Annotated in this window: 23 protein-coding genes; 13 read left to right on the top strand and 10 right to left on the bottom strand. The window is 72.5% G+C overall.

Going from position 1 to position 19930, the window contains the following annotated elements; translation table 11 throughout:
* Positions 1 to 50 precede the first annotated feature (50 nt).
* The 4 genes from ACWEK3_RS11545 (at position 51) to ACWEK3_RS11560 (ending at position 3631) form a co-directional block, all read left to right on the top strand.
* Entirely contained in the window at positions 51 to 1283 is a 1233-nt protein-coding gene (locus ACWEK3_RS11545; protein ID WP_453249575.1) for a serine hydrolase domain-containing protein, read from the top strand.
* Positions 1284 to 1321: 38 nt separating this feature from the next.
* Positions 1322 to 1999, top strand: a complete 678-nt coding sequence (locus ACWEK3_RS11550) for an AIM24 family protein (RefSeq protein WP_376401475.1) — start codon at positions 1322 to 1324, stop codon at positions 1997 to 1999.
* A 115-nt stretch (positions 2000 to 2114) separates the two neighbouring features.
* A complete protein-coding gene (locus ACWEK3_RS11555; RefSeq protein ID WP_382618020.1) occupies positions 2115 to 3074 on the top strand; it encodes a threonine/serine dehydratase in 960 nt (319 codons plus the stop codon).
* A 131-nt stretch (positions 3075 to 3205) separates the two neighbouring features.
* Positions 3206 to 3631 (top strand): SsgA family sporulation/cell division regulator, encoded by a 426-nt coding sequence (locus ACWEK3_RS11560; RefSeq protein ID WP_384427548.1) that lies wholly within the window; start codon positions 3206 to 3208, stop codon positions 3629 to 3631.
* A 66-nt stretch (positions 3632 to 3697) separates the two neighbouring features.
* On the opposite strand, the gene ACWEK3_RS11565 is transcribed toward ACWEK3_RS11560, so the two are convergent.
* The 4 genes from ACWEK3_RS11565 to ACWEK3_RS11580 form a co-directional block, all read right to left on the bottom strand.
* Positions 3698 to 4195: a DUF6328 family protein gene (locus ACWEK3_RS11565; protein WP_450542709.1), complete on the bottom strand. Its 498-nt coding sequence runs from the start codon at positions 4193 to 4195 to the stop codon at positions 3698 to 3700.
* 95 nt (positions 4196 to 4290) lie between these two features.
* Positions 4291 to 5274: an aldo/keto reductase gene (locus ACWEK3_RS11570; protein WP_453249576.1), complete on the bottom strand. Its 984-nt coding sequence runs from the start codon at positions 5272 to 5274 to the stop codon at positions 4291 to 4293.
* 117 nt (positions 5275 to 5391) lie between these two features.
* Entirely contained in the window at positions 5392 to 6084 is a 693-nt protein-coding gene (locus ACWEK3_RS11575; RefSeq protein WP_450542705.1) for a ribonuclease H family protein, read from the bottom strand.
* Positions 6085 to 6127: 43 nt separating this feature from the next.
* Positions 6128 to 6925, bottom strand: coding sequence for a VOC family protein (locus tag ACWEK3_RS11580; protein ID WP_453249577.1), 798 nt, complete (start codon positions 6923 to 6925; stop codon positions 6128 to 6130).
* 174 nt (positions 6926 to 7099) lie between these two features.
* On the opposite strand from ACWEK3_RS11580, the gene ACWEK3_RS11585 reads away from it, so the two are divergent.
* Positions 7100 to 8107: a zinc-binding alcohol dehydrogenase family protein gene (locus ACWEK3_RS11585; protein ID WP_450542760.1), complete on the top strand. Its 1008-nt coding sequence runs from the start codon at positions 7100 to 7102 to the stop codon at positions 8105 to 8107.
* Between the two features lie 91 nt (positions 8108 to 8198).
* Here the strand turns inward: ACWEK3_RS11585 and ACWEK3_RS11590 are convergent, their stop codons facing one another.
* A complete protein-coding gene (locus ACWEK3_RS11590; RefSeq protein ID WP_450542702.1) occupies positions 8199 to 8681 on the bottom strand; it encodes a VOC family protein in 483 nt (160 codons plus the stop codon).
* Between the two features lie 121 nt (positions 8682 to 8802).
* Between ACWEK3_RS11590 and ACWEK3_RS11595 the strand changes: the two genes are divergently transcribed.
* From ACWEK3_RS11595 to ACWEK3_RS11605, 3 genes are all read left to right on the top strand, one after another.
* Complete coding sequence (locus ACWEK3_RS11595) at positions 8803 to 10005, top strand: epoxide hydrolase family protein (protein ID WP_450542700.1); 1203 nt, start codon at positions 8803 to 8805, stop codon at positions 10003 to 10005.
* Positions 10006 to 10116: 111 nt separating this feature from the next.
* Positions 10117 to 10773 (top strand): ClpP family protease, encoded by a 657-nt coding sequence (locus tag ACWEK3_RS11600; RefSeq protein ID WP_450542698.1) that lies wholly within the window; start codon positions 10117 to 10119, stop codon positions 10771 to 10773.
* 1 nt (position 10774) lies between these two features.
* Positions 10775 to 11377 carry a ClpP family protease gene (locus tag ACWEK3_RS11605; RefSeq protein ID WP_225079247.1) on the top strand — a complete coding sequence of 201 codons (603 nt, stop codon included), beginning with the start codon at positions 10775 to 10777 and terminating at the stop codon, positions 11375 to 11377.
* A gap of 67 nt (positions 11378 to 11444) precedes the next feature.
* Here ACWEK3_RS11605 and ACWEK3_RS11610 read toward each other — a convergent pair whose 3' ends face one another.
* Positions 11445 to 11873 (bottom strand): helix-turn-helix domain-containing protein, encoded by a 429-nt coding sequence (locus tag ACWEK3_RS11610; protein WP_453249578.1) that lies wholly within the window; start codon positions 11871 to 11873, stop codon positions 11445 to 11447.
* A 346-nt stretch (positions 11874 to 12219) separates the two neighbouring features.
* Here ACWEK3_RS11610 and ACWEK3_RS11615 point away from each other — a divergent pair, with 346 nt between their 5' ends.
* Positions 12220 to 13104: an RNA polymerase sigma factor SigF gene (locus ACWEK3_RS11615; RefSeq protein WP_453249639.1), complete on the top strand. Its 885-nt coding sequence runs from the start codon at positions 12220 to 12222 to the stop codon at positions 13102 to 13104.
* Between the two features lie 69 nt (positions 13105 to 13173).
* Here ACWEK3_RS11615 and ACWEK3_RS11620 read toward each other — a convergent pair whose 3' ends face one another.
* A complete protein-coding gene (locus ACWEK3_RS11620; protein ID WP_453249579.1) occupies positions 13174 to 13629 on the bottom strand; it encodes an ATP-binding protein in 456 nt (151 codons plus the stop codon).
* 234 nt (positions 13630 to 13863) lie between these two features.
* On the opposite strand from ACWEK3_RS11620, the gene ACWEK3_RS11625 reads away from it, so the two are divergent.
* Positions 13864 to 15045, top strand: a complete 1182-nt coding sequence (locus tag ACWEK3_RS11625; protein WP_450542758.1) for a streptophobe family protein — start codon at positions 13864 to 13866, stop codon at positions 15043 to 15045.
* Here ACWEK3_RS11625 and ACWEK3_RS11630 read toward each other — a convergent pair.
* Complete coding sequence (locus ACWEK3_RS11630) at positions 15029 to 15439, bottom strand: hypothetical protein (RefSeq protein ID WP_450542690.1); 411 nt, start codon at positions 15437 to 15439, stop codon at positions 15029 to 15031. The genes ACWEK3_RS11625 and ACWEK3_RS11630 overlap by 17 nt on opposite strands.
* A gap of 312 nt (positions 15440 to 15751) precedes the next feature.
* On the opposite strand from ACWEK3_RS11630, the gene ACWEK3_RS11635 reads away from it, so the two are divergent.
* Positions 15752 to 16153, top strand: coding sequence for a nuclear transport factor 2 family protein (locus tag ACWEK3_RS11635; RefSeq protein ID WP_453249580.1), 402 nt, complete (start codon positions 15752 to 15754; stop codon positions 16151 to 16153).
* A gap of 102 nt (positions 16154 to 16255) precedes the next feature.
* On the opposite strand, the gene mgrA is transcribed toward ACWEK3_RS11635, so the two are convergent.
* Positions 16256 to 17248: an L-glyceraldehyde 3-phosphate reductase gene (gene mgrA, locus ACWEK3_RS11640; RefSeq protein WP_453249581.1), complete on the bottom strand. Its 993-nt coding sequence runs from the start codon at positions 17246 to 17248 to the stop codon at positions 16256 to 16258.
* A 129-nt stretch (positions 17249 to 17377) separates the two neighbouring features.
* Between mgrA and ACWEK3_RS11645 the strand changes: the two genes are divergently transcribed.
* Entirely contained in the window at positions 17378 to 18271 is an 894-nt protein-coding gene (locus tag ACWEK3_RS11645) for a LysR substrate-binding domain-containing protein (RefSeq protein WP_450542685.1), read from the top strand.
* 52 nt (positions 18272 to 18323) lie between these two features.
* Entirely contained in the window at positions 18324 to 18839 is a 516-nt protein-coding gene (locus ACWEK3_RS11650; protein ID WP_450542683.1) for a mycothiol transferase, read from the top strand.
* Here ACWEK3_RS11650 and ACWEK3_RS11655 read toward each other — a convergent pair.
* Positions 18821 to 19891 carry an adenosine deaminase gene (locus ACWEK3_RS11655; RefSeq protein WP_450542681.1) on the bottom strand — a complete coding sequence of 357 codons (1071 nt, stop codon included), beginning with the start codon at positions 19889 to 19891 and terminating at the stop codon, positions 18821 to 18823. The two genes, ACWEK3_RS11650 and ACWEK3_RS11655, sit on opposite strands and share 19 nt — an antisense overlap.
* Between the last annotated feature and the right edge of the window lie 39 nt (positions 19892 to 19930).

Below are 19930 nucleotides of genomic sequence, written 5' to 3' on the forward strand. Positions count from 1 at the left end.
TGATCGATCTCGCACGGATCACCGCGCGGACGGAGACGGGAGAAAAGCGTATGGCCTCACGAACGGTGGGCAGCGGTGCGGTACTCGGATCGCTGGTGCTGGCCCTGCTGGCGGGACCGGCGCACGCGGCGGGCCACCGGCCCGGGACAGCGGCACCGGACGCGCTGCCCGCGCCGGACACGGCGGCACTCGGCACCCTCCTGCGCACGGCGCTGAAGCAGGGCGCGCCGGGCGCCATGGCGCGGATCGACGACCACCGCTCGTCCTACGACGACCACCCCACGGTCTACAAGGCCATGGAGGGAGTCGCCGACCGCGGGACCGGGGACTGGATCAACACGGCCGACCGGTTCCGCATCGGCAGCGTCACCAAGAGCTTCTCCGCGGTCGTCCTGCTGCAACTGGCCGCCGAGGGCCGGGTGAAGCTCGACAACCCGGTCAACCGCTACCTGCCGGGACTGCTGCCCGACGACCGGATCACGGTGCGGCACGTGCTCAGCCACCGCAGCGGTCTGTACGACTACAGCAACGAGATGTTCGCCGGGAGCGTGTCCGGCTTCGAGGCCGTGCGCACCAGGGTGTTCACCTACCGCCAGTTGCTCGCCGTGTCCCTGAAACACCCGCGCACCCAGGCGCCCGGCACCGCCTACTCCTACTCCAACACCAACTTCGTCGTCGTCGGCATGCTCATCGAGAAGCTGACCGGCCACTCGGTGCGCACCGCGTACGAGAACCGCATCATCAAGCCGCTGAAGCTGAGCGACACCTTCTACGTCCACCCCGCCATGCAGATCCCCGGCCGGTACGCGCACGGCTATCTCACCCCCGACAAGGCCAAGTCGCCCCTGGTCGACGCCACCGAGCAGACGGCGTCCTGGGCGCAGAGCGCCGGCGCGCTCATCTCCAGCACCCGCGACCTCAACACGTTCTTCTCGGCGCTGCTGGGCGGACGGCTGCTGCCCCCCGCGCAACTGGACCAGATGGAGCGGTGGATCCCGGCGGGCACGGCCCAGGCGTACGGGCTCGGGCTGCGCCGCCGCGACCTGTCGTGCGGGGTGTCGGTGTACGGGCACACCGGCGCCGTGCAGGGCTACTACACCTACGCGTTCACGAGCAAGGACGGCAGACGCAGCCTGGCCGCGCTCGCCAACACCTCCAACAACGGCGCGGTGCACCGGACGATGCTGCGCACACTGGAGTCGGCGTTCTGCGGCAAGCGGACGAAGGTGCGCGGCACCGCCCAACTGCCCGGTAGGGCCGTGGAGTACGACCTCGCCAAGTGACCTTGGCGGAACGGGCGCCTCCGGGCCAGGATGCCCGCATGAAGGGTGACCTGTTTTCCAGTGAGTACGTGGTGGGCCCCGCGACCGCGCCGGGCATGTCCGTCGAGAACTCCAAGTGCGTCAAGTACACGGTGGACGGCGAGATGTTCGCCCGCCAGGGCTCGATGGTGGCCTACCGCGGCGATCTGCGGTTCGAGCGCAAGGGCCAGGGCGTCGGCGGCATGCTCAAGCGCGCGGTCACCGGGGAGGGGCTGCCGCTGATGGCGGTGCGCGGGCAGGGCGAGGCCTGGTTCGCGCAGGAGGCCCAGAACTGCTTCGTCGTCGAGGTCGACCCGGGTGACGAGTTCACCGTCAACGGCCGCAACGTGCTGTGCTTCGACGCGACGCTGTCGTACCAGATCAAGACGGTCAAGGGCTCGGGCATAGCGGGCGGCGGGCTGTTCAACAGCGTGTTCACCGGGCAGGGACTCCTGGGCCTGGTGTGCGAGGGCAGCCCGCTGGTCATACCGGTCACGCCGCAGCAGCCGGTGTACGTCGACACGAACGCGGTCGTCGGCTGGACCGCCCGCCTCCGGACGTCGCTGCACCGCTCGCAGTCGTTCGGCTCGATGCTGCGCGGCGGGTCGGGCGAGGCGGTGCAGCTGATGCTGGAGGGCGAGGGGGTCGTCGTCGTCCGGCCGAGCGAGGCGACGCCGCACCGGCCGCAGCAGCACTGAAAAGCCGGCCCCTCTCGCGGGCCGGGATCGGGCCAGACCTGTTGACCTGCGCGCCCCCGGCAGGTGAGGGTCGGGTCGGCGCGGATCACCACCCGCGCCGGAAAGGTGGACTGCCTTGATCGGCATCTCGGAGATCGAAATTGCGGCCGAGCGGATCGCCGGACACGTCGTGCGCACCCCCACCGTGCCGAGTCCCGGCCTGTCCGCGCTGCTCGGTGCCCCGGTGACCGCGAAGCTGGAGCTGCTGCAGCGCACGGGCTCCTTCAAGGCGCGCGGCGCGACGGCGCGACTGCTCTCGCTCGACGAGGCGGAGCGGGCCGCGGGCGTGGTCGCGGTCAGCGGCGGCAACCACGGGATCGCGCTCGCGGTGATGGCCGCCGCGCTGCATGTGAAGGCCACCGTCGTCATGCCGCGCTCGGCGCCCGCCCGGTCGGTCGCGATCGCGGAGGAGGCCGGGGCGTCGGTGCGGCTGACCGACGGCATGGACGAGGCGTTCGCCACGGCCGCACGGCTGCGGGACGAGGGGCTCACCCTGGTCCATCCCTTCGACGACGAGGTGGTGGTCGCCGGCCAGGGCACCGTCGGCCTGGAGCTGGCCGCGGACGCCGGCGAGCTGACCGACGTGCTCGTCAGCATCGGTGGCGGCGGGCTGATCGCGGGCGTCGCCGCGGCGCTGCACGCACTGCGGCCCGGGGTGCGGATCTGGGGCGTGGAGACCGAGGGCGCCCAGGCCATGTCCGCGGCGCTGGCGTCCGGCGGCCCGGTGCCGGTCGCCCTCTCCTCGATCGTGACGACGCTGAGCGCGCCGACGGTGTCGCAGCTGACGTACGACCATGTCCGCGCCCTCGTCCACGAGGTGCTCGTGGTGCCCGACCGGGAGGCCGTGCGAGGCTGCCTCGACCTCGCCGAGCACGCCAAGGTCTGGGCCGAGCCCGCGGCGGGCTGCCTGCTGCCGGCCGCCCGGCACGTGCGGGAGCGGATGGGCCCGGACGTCCGGCTCGGACTGGTGGTGTGCGGCGGCAACGCGGCGGTCGCCGACGTCATGTCCTGGGCGGACCGGTTCGGACTGCGCTGACACGCGCCCCGCGCGCCCCGGTCCCGGCCGTCGCGGCGCGGGGAGATCCGGTCGGATGTCCGGGAATCTCGCGCGGATCAGGGGTACCAGAGGGTTCTACGTCCCGATGTCGTCCTCGGAGGGCCGAAATCGTGAACGCGTTGGTGCACAAGAGTCTGGTGGTGCAGTTGCAGGCGTACGGCACGGAGCGCTTCCCCGTGCTGGCGCACCTGGGGTACGACGCCGACGAGCCGTTCGCCGTCACGGTCGTCTTCGCCCACGACGGGCGGGTGCTGGCCCGGTGGAAGGTGGACCGGGGCATGCTCGGCGAGGGGCTGACGAAGCCTGTCGGCGTCGGCGACGTCCGCTTCCGCCCCGTCGCCGGCGGCGCGTCGGAGGAGCTGTGCATGGAGTTCTACGGCGACGCCCACGCCGACGGGGGACGGCAGCACGCGACGGTGTTCGTGTGGGCGTCCGCCGTCGCCGCCTTCCTGCGCGAGACCCATGCCGTGGTGGCGCCGGGCGAGGAGGAGACCGGTGTCGACGACTTCCTCGCGGAGGTGCTCGCGGGGAGCTGAGCTAGTGCTGCGACCGGAAAGGTTCACCGGCTTGCGACGCCCGGCACGGCACTAGGTGCCGCCGCCTCACCGGGTGGTGTGGCGGCGCCGGGTCCACAGGGGCAGCGCGAACCAGCACAGCAGGTACCAGGCCACCACCGCGGCGACCAGCCAGGACACGAACCCCCCGCGCGTCGCCACCCTGAGGATGAGCAGCAGGGAGGAGGTCATGGTGGCGAGCAGCAGGAGGAGACCGACGAAGGTCAGCCGTGAGGCCCAGGCCACGGCCTGGGGTTTGATCCGGTGCCCGGCGACCAGGCGGTGCAGGGACACCGGGCCGGTGAGCGCGCCGGTCGTCGCGGCGCCGAGGACGACGGTGACGACGTAGATCACATGGTCGGTGTGGCTCAGGTGGTCGTACTTCGGCTGGAACACGACGGTGAGCAGGAAGCCGAAGAGGATCTGCACACCCGTCTGGGCCACCCGCACCTCCTGGATGAGCTCCACCCATCTGCGATCGGCCCGCTCCTCCTCGGTCTCGTGGCGCCCCCGGCGCCCCGCGTCACCGTCTCCCGTCACCGCCATTCCGCCTCCCGGCTTCCGGCCCCCGGGGCCGGCCCGCCTCCCGGCCCGGCCCCTGTGTCGTGCGGGTTCCCCGGCGAGCGGTTCCCGACCCGCTGCTACCAGCGAACCTCCACCTGGTCCTTGATCCGGCGCTCGTAGAGGTCCCGGATCGCCGCGAGGATCTCCTCGCCCAACGGGGGCAACTTCCCGGCGGCGGCGTTCGCGCGTGCCTGCTCCGGTGAGCGGGCGCCCGGGATGACCGTGGTGACGCCGGGCTGCTGGATGATCCAGCGCAGCGCGAGCTGGGCCGGGGTCCAGCCCTCGGGGGCGAGCGCGGCGAACTCGGCCGCGGCCTCCACGCCCGTGGCGAAGTCGACGCCGGAGAAGGTCTCGCCCTGGTCGAAGGCCTCGCCGTGCCGGTTGAAGGTGCGGTGGTCGTCGGCGGCGAAGACGGTGTCCTTGGTGTACTTGCCCGACAGCAGCCCGGAGGCGAGCGGGACCCGGGCGATGATGCCGACGCCCGCCTCCCGCGCCGCGGGCAGCACCTCGCGCAGCGGCTTCATGCGGAACGGGTTGAGGATGATCTGCACGCTGGCCACGTTCGGCCGGGCGATCGCCGTCAGCGCCTCGGCGCAGGTCTCCACGCTGACGCCGTAGGCGGCGATCCGCTCCTCCTCCACCAGGGTGTCCAGCGCGTCGAACACCGCGTCGCTGGAGTACACGGGGGTGGGCGGGCAGTGCAGCTGCACCAGGTCGATGCGGTCGACGCCCAGGTTGCGCCGCGAACGGTCGTTCCAGGCGCGGAAGTTGTCCAGGACGTAGTTCTCCGGGATCTGGTCGACGCGCCGGCCCATCTTGGTGGCGACCAGCACGTGGTGGTCCGGCCGGCTGCCGAGGAAGGTGGCGATGGCCGACTCGCTGCGCCCGTCGCCGTAGACGTCGGCCGTGTCGAAGAAGGTCACCCCGGACTCGGCGGCCGCCTCCAGGACGGAGAGGGCTTCCTTCTCGTCCACGTCGCCCCAGTCGGCGCCCAGTTGCCAGGTGCCGAGCCCGACGACCGACGCGTGCTGGTGCGACCTGCCGAATTCACGTTCGTCCATGGCGACAGTCTGTCATCAGCGGTCCGCCCGCGCGGGCCGGGCCGCTCCGGGTGCTCACCCGGGCAGGAGCGCCGGCGGCGGCCGCGGGAGCCGGCGCCCTGTGCGCGCCGACCGGGGCTATCCGGCGGCCGCCGTGCGGCACTCCGGGTGGCCCCAGCCCTGGTCGTTGCGGGCGATGGACTCGCCGGCCGCGTAGGAGCGGCCGCACACGCAGCGGCCGGCGAACTTCGCCTTGATCGTGCGGGACGAGGCGCCGCCGGCGCGCGGCCGTGCCGCCTTGGTCCCGTTCGCGCGGCGGCGCGGGGCGGCGGACGCGGGGGCGGCCGGCGGCGGCTCCGGCGAGCCGAGGGCGCTGCCCGCGGACTGCTGCGCGCTCGCCGCCTGGCTGGCCGCCCGGTCCGCGAAGTCGTTCAGCGGGTCGCCGTCGACCTGGTGGGCGGGCACGTAGCGGAAGTCGACCGAGCGGCCCTGGAGCAGCTCGTCGATCCGCACGACCAGTTCCTGGTTGGCGACCGGCTTGCCCGCGGCCGTCTTCCAGCCGTTGCGCTTCCAGCCGGGCAGCCAGGTGGTCACGGCCTTCATCGCGTACTGCGAGTCCATCCGCACCTCAAGTGGCACGTCCGCGTCGGTCGCCGTCAACAGCCGCTCCAGCGCGGTGAGTTCGGCGACGTTGTTGGTGGCGGTGCCGAGCGCTCCCGCCTCCCAGCGGACGGGGGTCCCGGCATCGTCCGAAACGACCCATGCCCAGCCCGCCGGACCCGGATTTCCCTTCGACGCCCCGTCGCAGGCGGCCACCACACGTTCACGCATGGGCCCGATCATGCCACGCCGGCCGGGCCCTTCGGACCGCCGCCTAGGAGACGTCCGCCACCTGCGGCTTCTCCCCCTGCGTCGTGGTGATGTCGATCACCGAGAAGTTCGCACCCTGCGGATCGGTGAGCGCCGCGAACCGGCCGAAGGGGCTGTCGTGCGGACCGAACCGCAGCACACCGCCCCTGCTGGTTGCGGCGGCGACGGCGTCGTCGCAGTTCGCGACGGTGAAGTAGACGTTGATGTACGACGGCACCTCGGGCGGGAAGTCGTCCGTCATCGTCATCCGGCCGAGGACCGTCTCGCCGCCCACGTCGAACAGGCGGAAGTCGATCGCCTCGTCCTGGAGCTGCTTGGCGGTGTAGCCGAAGACGGCGCAGAGGAATGCGTCGGCCTTCGCGGGCTCGCGGGTGAAGACCTCCGCCCAGCAGTAGGCGCCGGGCACCGCGGTCGCCTCGAAGCCCTCGTGGGTGCCGCCCTGCCACACGCCGAACACGGCGCCGCTGGGCTCCCGGGCCAGGCACATGGTGCCGAAGTCGCCGACCTGCATGGGCTCCATCAGCACCTCGCCGCCCTTGTCGCGGATCCTGCGGGCGGTGGCGGCGGCGTCCGGCGAGGCGAAGTACAGGCACCACTGCGACTGCCCCTCCGGCCCGGGCATGGGCGGTACGACGGCGGCCACCGCCTTGCCGTCCGCGTAGGCCTGGGTGTAGTTGCCGTACTCCGACGAGGACTCGCCGAAGGTCCAGCCGAGGACGTCGGCGTAGAAGCTCTTGGCCCCCTCGAGGTCGCTGAACATCGCATCGGCCCAGCAGGGGGTTCCCTCGGGTCGTACCGCCATGGCCGCCGCCCTCTCCCGTTCGGTGATGTGTCCCGTCCTCACGCTAGTGACTGCCGGGTCCGGTCGCGCGCTGAGCGGGCCCGCCTGTTCCACACTGGGACGGACAGGGGTGTACCGGACACGGGTGGACCGGGCGGCCTTCGGCGGACGGGGCGCGAGATGACGGACGGCACGATGCGTGCGTGGACGGTGACCGGGCCCCGGCCGGTGGAGGAGCGCCCGTTGCGGCTGGCGGAGAAGCCGATTCCCGTGCCGGGGGACGACGAACTGCTGGTGCACGTGCGCGCGTGCGGGGTGTGCCGCACCGATCTGCACGTGACCGAGGGCGATCTGCCGGTGCACAGGCCCGGGGTCACACCCGGCCACGAGGTCGTGGGCGTGGTCGCGGGTCAGGGGCGGGCGGTGAACGGCTTCGCGCCCGGCGACCGGGTGGGCGTGGCCTGGCTGCGCCGCACCGACGGCACCTGCGCGTACTGTCTGCGCGGCGCGGAGAACCTGTGCCCGGCCTCCCGGTACACCGGCTGGGACGCCGACGGCGGCTACGCCGAGTACACGACCGTCCCGGCCGCCTTCGCCTACCGGCTGCCCGGCGAGGTCGACGACGTCGCGCTCGCGCCGCTGCTGTGCGCGGGCATCATCGGCTACCGGGCGCTGCGCCGGGCCGCGCTGCCGCCCGGCGGGCGCCTCGGCCTGTACGGGTTCGGCGGCAGCGCCCACCTGTGCGCGCAGGTGGCACTCGCGGAGGGCGCCAGGGTGCACGTCATGACCCGCGGGGCGGCCGCGCGGCGGCTCGCGCTGGAGCTGGGCACGGCCTCGGCCCAGGACGCGTACGCGGTGCCCCCCGAGCCGCTGGACAGCGCGATCCTGTTCGCCCCCGTGGGCGATCTGGTGCCCGTGGCGCTGCGGGCCCTCGACCGCGGCGGCGTCCTGTCGGTGGCCGGCATCCACCTGAGCGACACACCGCCGCTGCGCTACGAGAGCGAGCTCTTCTACGAGAAGGAGCTGCGCAGCGTCACCTCGAACACGCGCGAGGACGGCCGGGACTTCCTCGCCCTGGCCGCCCGGCACGGGGTGCGCGCCACCACGCACACCTATCCGCTCTCCGAGGCCCCGCAGGCGCTGGAGGACCTCAAGGCCGGCCGGTTCGACGGGGCCGCGGTGCTGGTGAACGACCTGTCCTGACCCGGGGCCCGCACCTCGCGCCGGGCCCGTGCGCGCAAGGGTGGGGCCGGTCCACTCCCCCGGATGGGTGGACCGGCCCCGCCGCCCGCCGTCACTCGCCCGCGTAGGCCCTTTCCAGGGCCGCGATGTCGAGCTTGCGCATGGCGAGCATCGCCCGCGTGGTGCGGGCCGCCTTCTCGGCGTCGGGGTCGCCGATCATGTCGATGAGCCTGTCCGGGACCACCTGCCAGGAGACGCCGTACTTGTCCTTGAGCCAGCCGCAGGGGCCGGGCTCGCCGCCGTTCTCGGTGAGCTTGGTCCAGTAGTGGTCGATCTCCTCCTGGCTCTCGCAGTAGATCTGGAAGGAGATCGACTCGTTGAACGTGAACTGGGGACCGCCGTTCAGCGCCACGAACTTCTGGCCGTTGGCCACGAAGTCGACCGCGATCACCGATCCGGCCGGGCCGGGCCCGGCCTCCGTGTAGCGGCCGATCCGCCCGATGGCGGAGTTCTTGAAGATCGAGACGTAGTAGTGGGCGGCCTCTTCGGCCTGGCCGTCGAACCAGAGACAGGTGGTGAATCCTTCGGTGGCCACGGGTTCCTCCTGGAGTGTGCGACGCGGTCGTGTGTATCGACCGGCCCGCGCCGCGAAACTCATCGGCGGATCCGAAGAAAATCCGCGGGGTGCTCCGGCGGCCCGAACTAGCATCGCGGGCATGACGACGTCACCGACCGCCTACGGCATCCGGCCCTTCCGGCTCAGCGTCCCGCAGAGCGATCTGGACGACCTCCACGACCGCCTCGACCGCACCCGCTGGCCGAACGAGCTTCCGGGCGCGGGCTGGGACTACGGCGTTCCTGTCGGCTACCTGCGCGAGCTCGTACGGTACTGGCGGCACGACTACGACTGGCGGGCGGCCGAGGCGCTGCTGAACCGGTGGCCGCAGTTCACGACCACGATCGACGGGGCGAACGTGCACTTCGCCCACATCCGCTCCCCTGAGCCGGACGCCACCGCGCTGGTCGTCACGCACGGCTGGCCGGGCTCGATCGTCGAGTTCCTCGACATCGTGGGCCCGCTCACCGACCCGGCCGCCCACGGCGGCGACCCGGCCGACGCCTTCCACGTCGTACTGCCGACCATTCCGGGCTTCGGGCTGTCCGGGCCCACCACCGAGCGGGGCTGGGAGGCGGGACGGGTCGCCGACGCGTGGGCCGAGCTGATGCGGCGGCTCGGCTACGAGCGGTTCGGCGCGCAGGGCGGCGACTGGGGCGCGGCGATCTCCCGCGAGCTGGGCCGCGCCCACCCCGGCCGGATGATCGGCGTCCACCTGAACCTGCTGCCGGGCGCACAGCAGTCCACCGAGCCGACCGGGGAGGAGCTGGCCGGGCTCGGCTCGGAGGAACGGGAGCGGACGCTCGCGTCGTGGCGGCGCTGGGACGCCTGGCAGCGGGAGGGCACGGGCTACGCGATGCTGCAGGCGACCCGCCCGCAGACCCTGGCGTACGCGCTCACCGACTCTCCGGTCGGCCAACTCGCCTGGATCGTCGAGAAGTTCCGCGAGTGGACGGACTCCGAGGAGCTGCCGGAGGAGGCCGTCGACCGGGACCGGCTGCTCACCGACGTGATGCTGTACTGGCTGACCGGGACGGCCGGTTCGTCCGCGCGGATCTACTACGAGCGTGCGCACGCCTCCGGCCGGGCCGCCGCGCCCGCCGAGCCGTCGACCGCGCCGACCGCGGTCGCCGTCTTCCCCGCCGAGTTGCAGGTCCCGCTGCGGCACAGGGCGGAGCGCACCGAGAACATCGTGCGGTGGACGCGGTTCGACCGGGGCGGTCACTTCGCGGCGATGGAGGAGCCGGACCTGCTGGTCGCGGATGTGCGGGCGTTCTTCCGGCAGTTGCGCGAGAAGGGCTGACGGGACCGCTCTGCCGGTGGCGAATCTGCCACCGGCAGAGAAAACGTACGCGGCGGTGGCTCCGGGCCGACAGTGGGGTCGACGGCATCCGTGCCACGACAAGGAGACCCGATGACCCCACCGACCGCACTGCTCCCACCCGGCGCGCTCGCGCCGCGCGCCGAGGAGCACGACACCCCGCCCAGCCGGTTCGACGACGACCTCGCGGCCGGGCTGCTCGCCCAGCGGATCGTGTTCCTGGGCACCCAGGTCGACGAGGTGTCGGCCAACCGGGTGTGCGCCCAACTGCTGCTGCTGTCGGCCGAGGACCCGCGCACCGACATCGCCCTGTACATCAACAGCCCCGGCGGATCCGTCACCGCGGGGCTGGCCGTCTACGACACGATGCGGCTCATCCCGAACGACGTGTCGACACTGGCGATGGGATTCGCCGCCAGCATGGGCCAGTTCCTGCTCGCGGTGGGGGCGCGCGGCAAGCGCTTCGCGCTGCCGAACGCGCGGATCATGATGCACCAGCCGTCGGCGGGCATCGGCGGCACCACCGCGGACATCGAGATCCAGGCGGAGAACCTGGAGCACACCAAGCGGACCATCGAGCGGATCACCGCCGAGCACACCGGGCAGAGCGAGGAGACGATCTCGCGGGACGGCGACCGGGACCGCTGGTTCACCGCCGAACAGGCCAGGGAGTACGGGATGGTGGACCGCGTGGTGGAGTCGCTCGCCGACATCCGCCCGGCCCACTCGCGCCGACGGATGGGGTTGTGACATGGGGTCGTACACGGTTCCGTACGTGGTCGAGCGGACCGCGCAGGGTGAGCGGTCCTACGACGTGTTCAGCAGGCTGCTGAACGAACGCATCGTCTTCCTCGGCACCGAGATCGACGACGGCGTCGCAGGCGTCGTCATCGCCCAGCTGCTCCACCTGGAGTCGGCGGCCCCGGACCAGGAGATCGCGATCTACCTCAACTCGCCCGGTGGATCGTTCACTTCGCTGATGGCCATCTACGACACGATGACGTTCGTACAGGCGCCGATCTCCACGTTCTGCGTGGGGCAGGCGGCCTCGACGGCGGCGGTGCTGCTGGCGGGCGGCGACCCGGGGCGGCGGTTCGTGCTGGAGCACGCCCGGGTGCTGCTGGGGCAGCCGGCCACCGGCGGCCGGCAGGGCACGGTCTCCGATCTGGCGCTCCAGGCCAGGGAGATGAGCCGGATCCGCTCCCAGGTCGAGGAGGTGCTGTCCCGGCACACCGGCCACGACGCGGCGACGCTGCGCGCGGACATGGACCGGGACAAGGTGTTCACCGCCGAGGAGGCGGTGGCGTACGGGCTGGCGGACGAGGTGCTGAGCCGGCGCCTCGCGCGGGTCTGACCCGCGCGGGCCGGCGCCTCCCGCGGGTCCGGCTCGCGGCTCCGAGGCACCGGCCCGGGTGCGGCCGTCAGGCGGCCAGGCAGAGTCCGTCATAACGGGGGACGGACGGGCCGCGGCCGCGCACGGCGCCGCTTCGTACGGTCCGCGCCAGCTCGTCCTGGGCGAGTGAGAGCAGGTCGCCGAGGCCGAAGCCGAGCGCCTGCGCCGCGGCCGCGAGGACCTCCGAGGAGGCCTCCTTGCGGCCGCGCTCGATCTCCGACAGATACGGCATCGAGATCCGCGCCGCGTCCGCGACGTCCTTGAGCGTGCGCTCCTGCGCCCGCCGCTCGCGGCGCAGGACGTCGCCGACGAGATCGCGCCAGAGGGGTTCCCTCGGCGCCGCCGCCGGAGTGCGGCCCTGCGCGGGACGTTCGGGTGCCGGACGGGACGGCCCCGGGCGCGCGGCCGGCGGTCGCAGGGGGATGACGCGGGCTTGGTTCGGCGCTCGTTCACTCATCCCCTCAGCCTAGGAGTCCCGAACGCGGGCGGAAGGGAGGGCGGTTGCGCCCTGGGTGAATTCGCGGCCGGGCCTCCCTCCTCATCCCCCGTCACCCCCGCCTCGTACCGGCGAATTCGCGCCGCCCGGCACACGAAGGGCATGCGCCGGGTCACTGCGGGTACCCGCAGCTCCAACGGCCCGGCAGGCAGGGAGCGGAGCGCGACCCCCGAGGCCGGCGGCGCGCATACATTCCGGCGGGCCGGGTACCCGGGGGTCGCGCAACCGCCCGGTGCCGCCGGCGCCGGAACAGACGTACGCAGGCCGACGAGGCAGAGGGCGAGCCGTGACTTACGTGGGAGAGGCGATGGACACCACCGCGATCCGGTCCGGGGCAGCGGTCGAGGAGACCCGGCAGGCCGTGACGGGTGGCGAGCCGCTGCCGGGGGTGGAGAACCCGCGGTCGGTCGCTCCGCGTGACGCGCGCGAGCTGTCCCGCCACTTCTTCCGGCGCCTGACCGAACTCGACGAGGGCACGCACGAGTACCAGTACGCCCGCAACACGCTCATCGAGATGAACATGTCGCTGGTGCGGTTCGCGGCCGGCCGGTTCCGCAACCGCGGCGACGACATGGAGGACATCGTCCAGACCGGGATGATAGGCCTGATCAAGGCCATCGACCGGTTCGAGCTGTCGCGCGAGGTGGAGTTCACCTCCTTCGCCCTGCCCTACATCGTCGGCGAGATCAAGCGGTTCTTCCGCGACACCACGTGGGCGGTGCACGTGCCGCGGCGGCTTCAGGAGCTGCGGGTGGAACTGGCCCGGGCGCGCGAGGAGCTGTCCAGCCGCCTGGACCGGGACCCGACGGTCGCCGAGCTCGCCACGCTCATGAACGTCTCCGAGGACCAGGTCGTCGAGGCCCAGATCGCCTCCAACGGCTACAACTCCGCGTCGCTGGACGCCGCCCTCACCGGTGAAGGACCCGAGGACGGCGAGGCGGTGCTCGCCGACTTCATCGGCGTGGAGGAGGACGGGATCAGGCTGGTCGAGGACTTCCACGCCCTCGCGCCGCTGGTGGCCGGGCTCAGTGAACGCGACCGGGAGATCATCCATCTGCGGTTCGTGGAGGAGGCCACCCAGGCGGAGATCGGCGAACGGCTCGGCTGCTCGCAGATGCACGTCTCCCGGCTGATCAAGCGGATCATCACCCAGCTGCGCCAGGGCATGCTCGGCGAACTGGGCTGCGCCTAGCGTCCACCGGCGCGTCCGCGCCGGTCACGCGTCCGTCACTTCCCGGTCGCTCGCGCCGTCGCGCGCCGGTCACTCGCCGCCGAGCTCGACCAGCGCGCGGACCCGCTTGCCCACCGGGACGCGTTCCACGGTCACTTCCAGTGCCAGCGCGTGCACGATCTCCAGGCCGTGCCGGCCCACGCGCCGCGGATCCCGGGGAAAGCGCTGGGGCAGTACGGCGCTGCTGTCGTACACGCACACGTTCACCGCGTTGTCCGTACCCTCCAGTTCCAGGATGTACGGCCCGTCGCTGTGCCGGTCGGCGTTGGTGACCAGTTCGCTGACCACCAGCATGAGCGCGTCGCCGCAGCGGCGGCCGATCTCGGCGCACCACTCGGTCCTGAGCTGCTCCAGGAAGTGCGCGGCGAAGGAACGCGCCTCGGCGATGCAACCCGGTTCGCCGGTGTAGTGCGTCGCCCGCCGGAGCGGTTCCACGGGAACGTCGAAGCCAGTCGCTATCACTGCCCCGTCCAGATGGTCGGTCATGCGTGTCTCTCTCGGGAAGCCGGCCAGGCCGGACACTGCTGCACCTGTGCTGTTACCCCGAGCCGCGCCCGGCAGTCCCCGCCCGCCGGCGGACGCGGACGGACCTTCCGGCAGGCGCGGCGCCGGGGTCCTGCATAGCGTTGCGGTGTGAGCCCCGTGAGCCCCCCGGTCCCGTCGGCGGCCCGCCACGGCTGGGCACAGGCCCTGGCCACGGTACTGGCCGCGGTGGTGGCCATGGGTGTGGTCGCCGCGCTCGGGCTGTGGGCGGCCGGTGCGGCTGGCCTTCCCGACAACGCCTTCCCCCGGGTGGTCGCCGCGACCCTGGTGACGTCGGTCGGCGGCAGCGTGGAGCTGTCGGGCGACGCGGGCGATCTCGCCCGGACCCACGCGGGCATCACGGTGATGCCGCTGTCGGTCACGCTGGCCGGCGCGCTCGTCGTCGCCGCGGGCTTTCTGCGGCCGCTGCGGCACCGTGCGGTGGCCGGGGCGCGGGAACTGGCCGGGTGGGCCGCCCGGATCGCCGTCCTGTGGCTGCTCGCGCTGATCGGACTGGCGCTGGGCGCCCGGCAGACCTTCGCCATCGACCTGGGCAACGGGGTGCTCGGCGCCATCGGCGGCCTGTTCGGCGCCGCGCCGGAGGTCGGCTTCGCCGCGCAGGTGCCGCTGACCGTGGTCTTCGGGCTGCTGTGGCTGGCGGGCGTGCTGGTGCTGGCCCTGCTGGTGGCACCCGGGGCGCCGTTGCCGCCGCGGCTGCTGCGATGGCGGGAGTCGGTGCGTCCGGCGGCGTACGCCATGGTGGCCCTGCTGCTCGCGTGCGTGGCCGTGGGACTGGTCGTCGCGCTGGTGACGGCGGCCACCCGCGGGCGCCCGGCGGAGCACTTCGCCGTGATCCTGCTCGGGCTGCCGAACGTGGTCTGGCCGGTGTTCACCATCGGCCTGGGAGCCACCTGGGACGGCCGGGTGGACGGCCCGTTCGGGCTGCCGATGCCGCGGCTGCTCGACGAGGTGCTGCGCACGCCGGACGTCTCCACGCTCAACCTGCGCACGCTCGCCGAGCACGACGGCCGCGTGTGGTGGCTGGTGGTCGTGGACGCGGTGCTGCTGCTGGGTGCCGCGTTCCTGATGGCGGCGCGTTCCCCGGCCGGGACGCCGGCCTGGCGGCACGCCCTGCGCATGGCCGTCGCCCTGGTGCTGACGGTCCTGACGATCTGTGCCGTGGGCCGGATCTCCGCGCACTACGGTCTGTCGCTCCTCGGCATCGGAGACGTGGGCGGCAACCTCTCCGGAGAGCTGCTGCTGCGTCCCCGGTTCTGGGGTGCGCTGGGCCTCGCCGCCCTGTGGGGTCTGGTCACGGGCTTCCTGGGTGCTCTGCCGGCGCACCGGTCACGTCACCGGGCGGTCAGGCCATCGGCATGACGAGCGCGGGCAGGGTCCGGTGCATGCGCAGCGCGTCCACCGACTCGGCGAGCAGCTCGTATTCCGTGGTCTCGTCACTGGCGGCGATCCGCACCAGCCTTCCCTCGGTCAACTCGTCCGCCGCGATCCCCTGTTGAGCAAGGTCGGCGCACCAGGCCCGCAGGATGCCGGGGACGTCGGGCACGGACTCCGGCACCGGGACCAGAGCGCCCGGCGGGACATGGGGGGTGTCGGGGCCGGGGTCGAGCCGCTCGGCGATCCAGGAGGCGCGGTCACGCAGCCACCACAGGGCCAGGGCCAGGGTGGGCGCCCGGTAGGTGCCGAGCGGTACGCCGATGCGACGGCCGTCACACACCCCGTACGCGGTGACATGGCACAGGAATTCGTCGTGCACTGCTCCTCCCCCGTAGCGTCGCCGCCCGGCCGGCCCCGCCTCGCCCTGCGTACGGCTTTTATGCGGTGAAGTGCCCCTGAATTCGAGTATGTTCACTGCTGAACCACTGTCACCACGACTTTCCAGCCAGTCTCCTGGCATATTCATCACGCCAGGTGGCCGAAAGCGCGACAGTCCGTGACCGCGCGGGCATGACCCGCGCGGTAATCGACCCCGGCGACACCCGCGCGGCAGGGTGGTCCCATCGGGTCGCCGATCACCGGGACCCGGGCTCCGACCAGCGTTGACGACCTCGATGGAGGCTGATTCAGCATGTCCGCGCAGACCGACCGGTACACGATCGCCGTCACCCGCTACTTCGAGGCGTGGAACGCGCCGGACACCCAGGCCCGGACGAAGGCCGTGGCCGACGCCTGGACCCCGAACGGCAGCTACACCGATCCCCTGACCGACGCCGGAGGCCACGAAGAGATCACCGCCGTCATCACCGCCGCCCGCGAGCAGTTCCCCGGGTTCGCCTTCCGGCTCACCGGGGCCGTCGACGGGCACCATCACACGGCACGCTTCTCCTGGGAGCTGGTGAGCGAGGCTGGGGGTACCCCCTCTGGAGGAGGCTCCGCGCCGGTCGCCGGGTCCGACGTGGTCACCCTGGACGCCGAGGGCAGGATCCGGACCGTACTCGGCTTCCTCGACCGGGTGCCCGCCGGGGCATGAGGTGACCGGGTGCCCGCCCGGGGACGAGGGCCGGCCCCGGCGGGGTGTCCGCCGGGGCCGGTACGAGCGCGCATCCGGCCCGTGTCGTGGGCCGAAGGCGTCCTACGACGCGACGAGCGCGTCGATGCGGGCCAGCTCCTCCGCGTCGAAGTCCAGGGACCGCGTCGCGGCGACGCTGTCCTCCAGCTGTCGCGGGCTGCTCGCGCCGACCAGGGCCGAGGTGACCCGTCCGCCGCGCAGCACCCAGGCCAGCGCCATCTGCGCCAGGGACTGCCCACGCGACTTGGCGATCTCGTCCAGCGCGCACAGCTTGCCGACCAGTTCGCCGGTCACCGCGGCGGAGTCGAGGAAGGGGCTGTCGCTCGCCGCCCGGGAGTCCTCGGGGATGCCGTCGAGGTAACGGTCGGTGAGCAGGCCCTGCTCCAGCGGGGAGTAGGCGATGGAGCCGACCCGGAGCTCGTCCAGGGTGTCCAGGAGGCCCTCCTCCTCGGGGCGCCGGTCGAGCATCGAGTAGCGGGGCTGATGGATCAGCAGCGGGGTGCCCAGTTCGCCCAGGATCCTGGCGGCCTCGCGGGTCTGCTCCGCGGAGTAGTTGGAGACGCCGACGTAGAGCGCCTTGCCCTGCTGGACCGCCGAGTGCAGGGCACCCATGGTCTCCTCCAGCGGGGTGTCCGGGTCGGGGCGGTGCGAGTAGAAGATGTCGACGTACTCCAGGCCCATCCGCTTCAGGCTCTGGTCGAGCGAGGACAGCAGGTACTTGCGGGAGCCCCATTCGCCGTACGGGCCGGGCCACATCAGGTAGCCGGCCTTGGTGGAGATCACCAACTCGTCGCGGTACGGCACGAAGTCGGCGCGGAGCGCGTCGCCGAGGGCGGACTCGGCGGCGCCGGGCGGCGGGCCGTAGTTGTTGGCCAGGTCGAAGTGGGTGACGCCGAGGTCGAAGGCGCGGCGCAGGATGGCGCGCTGGGTGTCGACCGGACGGTCCGGGCCGAAGTTGTGCCACAGGCCGAGCGACAGCGCGGGAAGCTTCAGGCCACTGCGTCCGGTACGCCGGTAGGGCATGTCCGCGTAGCGGTCGGGGTGGGCGGTGAACAACGCGACTCCATCAGGGTTGGCACAGGGGTGAACGGTTCCGGCGGAACCGGTGTCCCCACTCTCTCGCGTCCCGTGGGCAGCGGTCCAACAGGAGAATCCGATGGGATTCAACGGTTACGCTGCTCAATCATGGAACTGCGTCATCTCCAGCACTTCGTCGCGGTCGCCGAGGACCGGCACTTCACCCGGGCGGCGGAACGCCTGATGGTCTCCCAGTCGGGGCTCTCGGCGTCGATCCGGGCGCTGGAGCGGGAGTTGCAGACCTCCCTGTTCGTGCGCACCACACGCCGGGTGACGCTCACGGAGGCCGGGCGCGCGCTGCTCGGCGAGGCGCAGCGGATCCTGGCGCAGGTGCGGGCGGCGCACGAGGCGGTGGCGGCGGTGCAGGGCGTGCTGCGCGGCACGCTCTCGCTGGGCACCGAGCAGTGCATCGCCGGGGTGCACGTGGCCGGGCTGCTCGCCGCGTTCCGGCGGCGGCATCCGGATGTGGAGATACGGCTGCGGCAGACGGGTTCGGGGGCGCTGGCGGAGGAGGTCGCGGCCGGCCGGCTCGACCTGGCGTTCGCCTACCGGACCCGCGCGGACACCGACCAGTTGCGCTCGGTGTCCCTGGCCGGCGAGCCGATGACGGTGCTGTGTCACCCGGGGCACCGGCTCGCGTCGGCCGAGGCCGTCCTGACGCCGCGGGACCTGGACGGCGAGGTCTTCGTCGACTTCCACCCGGACTGGGGGCCGCGCCGGACCACGGACGCCGCCTTCGCCGCCGCGGGCGTCCGGCGCACGGTGGCCCTGGAGGTCAACGACGTGCACGGCCTGCTCGACCTGGTCGACGAGAACCTGGGCATCGCCGTCGTCCCCCGCCACTTCCGGCACAAGCGGCCCTCGCTCACCGCGCTGCCGCTCAAGGGCGCCGCGGAGACGGAGTACGAGACCGTCGCCCTGCTGCCGTCCGAACAGGCCACCAGTCCGGCGGCCCGCGCCCTGATCACCCTGCTCCGGCCGGAAGAGCCCGGAGCCGTCTGACGGAGTCCGGGTTCCGGACGCGGGACGGGAAGCGATGCGACAAGGTGGACGTATGCACGCGAAGGACATCCTCATCGAGGGCTACGGCCGCATCCGGGAAGAGGTCCATGCCGTCGTCGACGGCCTGCCGGCCGCTTGGCTCAACTCTCGTCCCGCCGCCGACGCCAACTCCGTGGCCTGGCTCGTCTGGCACCTCACGCGCGTACAGGACGACCATGTCGCCGACGCCTTCGGCCTCGACCAGGTGTGGCTGGCGCGGGACTGGCAGAAGCGCTTCGGACTCCCCCTGAACCGCCACGACACCGGCTACGGGCACAGTCCGGCGAAGGTCGCGGAGGTACGGGTCGACTCCGGTGAGCTGCTGACCGGCTACTACGACGCCGTGCACGAGCAGACCCTGACGGCCTTGCGCCAACTGACCGCCAAGGACCTGGAAAGCGTCGTCGACGAGGGCTGGGACCCCCCGGTCACCCTGGGCGTGCGCCTGGTCAGCGTCCTGTCCGACGATCTCCAGCACGCCGGACAGGCCGCCTACGTCAGGGGTCTGCTTCAGAGCGCGGACTCGTAGCCCGGCAACACCACATCGCGGATCAGGCTCACGCGCTCGTCGAAGGGGATGAAGGCGCTCTTGACGGCGTTGACCGTGACCGTGCGCAGGTCCTCGACCGTCCAGCCCGCCTGCTCGACCAGCAGGGACATCTCGCGGGTCATCGTGGTGCCGGACACCAGGCGGTTGTCGGTGTTGAGGGTGACCCGGAAGCCGAGGTCCTTCAGCTCGGTGATGGGGTGCTCGGCGATCGAGGTGGCGGCGCCGGTCTGGAGGTTGGAGGTCGGGCACATCTCCAGGGCGATCCGGCGGTCGCGCACCCAGCCGGCCAGCCGGCCCAGTTTGCCGTCGACGATGTCCTCGGTGATGCGCACGCCGTGCCCGATGCGCAGGGCGCCGCACACCTGGAGGGCCTGGTGGATGCTGGGCAGGCCGTGCGCCTCGCCGGCGTGGATGGTGAACGGGACGCTCTCGCGGCGCAGATGCTCGAACGCGTCCAGGTGGTCGGCGGGCGGGAAGCCGTCCTCGGCGCCGGCGATGTCGAAGCCGACGACACCGGCGTCGCGGTGGGCGACGGCCAGGTCGGCGATCTCGCGGGTGCGGTCGAACATCCGCATGCCGCACAGCAGCGTGCCGACCCGGACGGGCGTGCCCTGGGCCGCCGCCTTGGCCATGCCCGCCGCGAGGCCCTCCTGGACGGTCTCCACGACCTCGGTGAGGGTCAGCCCGCCGTTGACCATCAGTTCGGGGGCGTAGCGGACCTCGCCGTAGACGACGCCGTCCTCGGCCAGGTCCAGGACGTACTCCTCGGCGGTGCGCAGCAGGCCCTCGCGGTTCTGCATCACGGCGAGGGTGTGCTCGAAGGTGGCTATGTAGCGGACCAGGTCGCCGGAGTTGGCCGCGTCGTAGTACCAGGCGGCGAGTTCGGCGGGGTCGGTGGTGGGCAGGGTGTGGCCGACCGCGTCCGCGAGTTCGACGACGGTGGCGGGGCGCAGGCCGCCGTCGAGGTGGTCGTGCAGCACGGCCTTGGGGAGCCGGCGGAGGGTGTCGGTGTCGATGCGGGGCGCGGTCATGGGGCGTTTCCTAGGGCAGTCGAGCGGTGATGGTGTTCG

This window comes from Streptomyces sp. NPDC004721 (genome assembly GCF_053601495.1).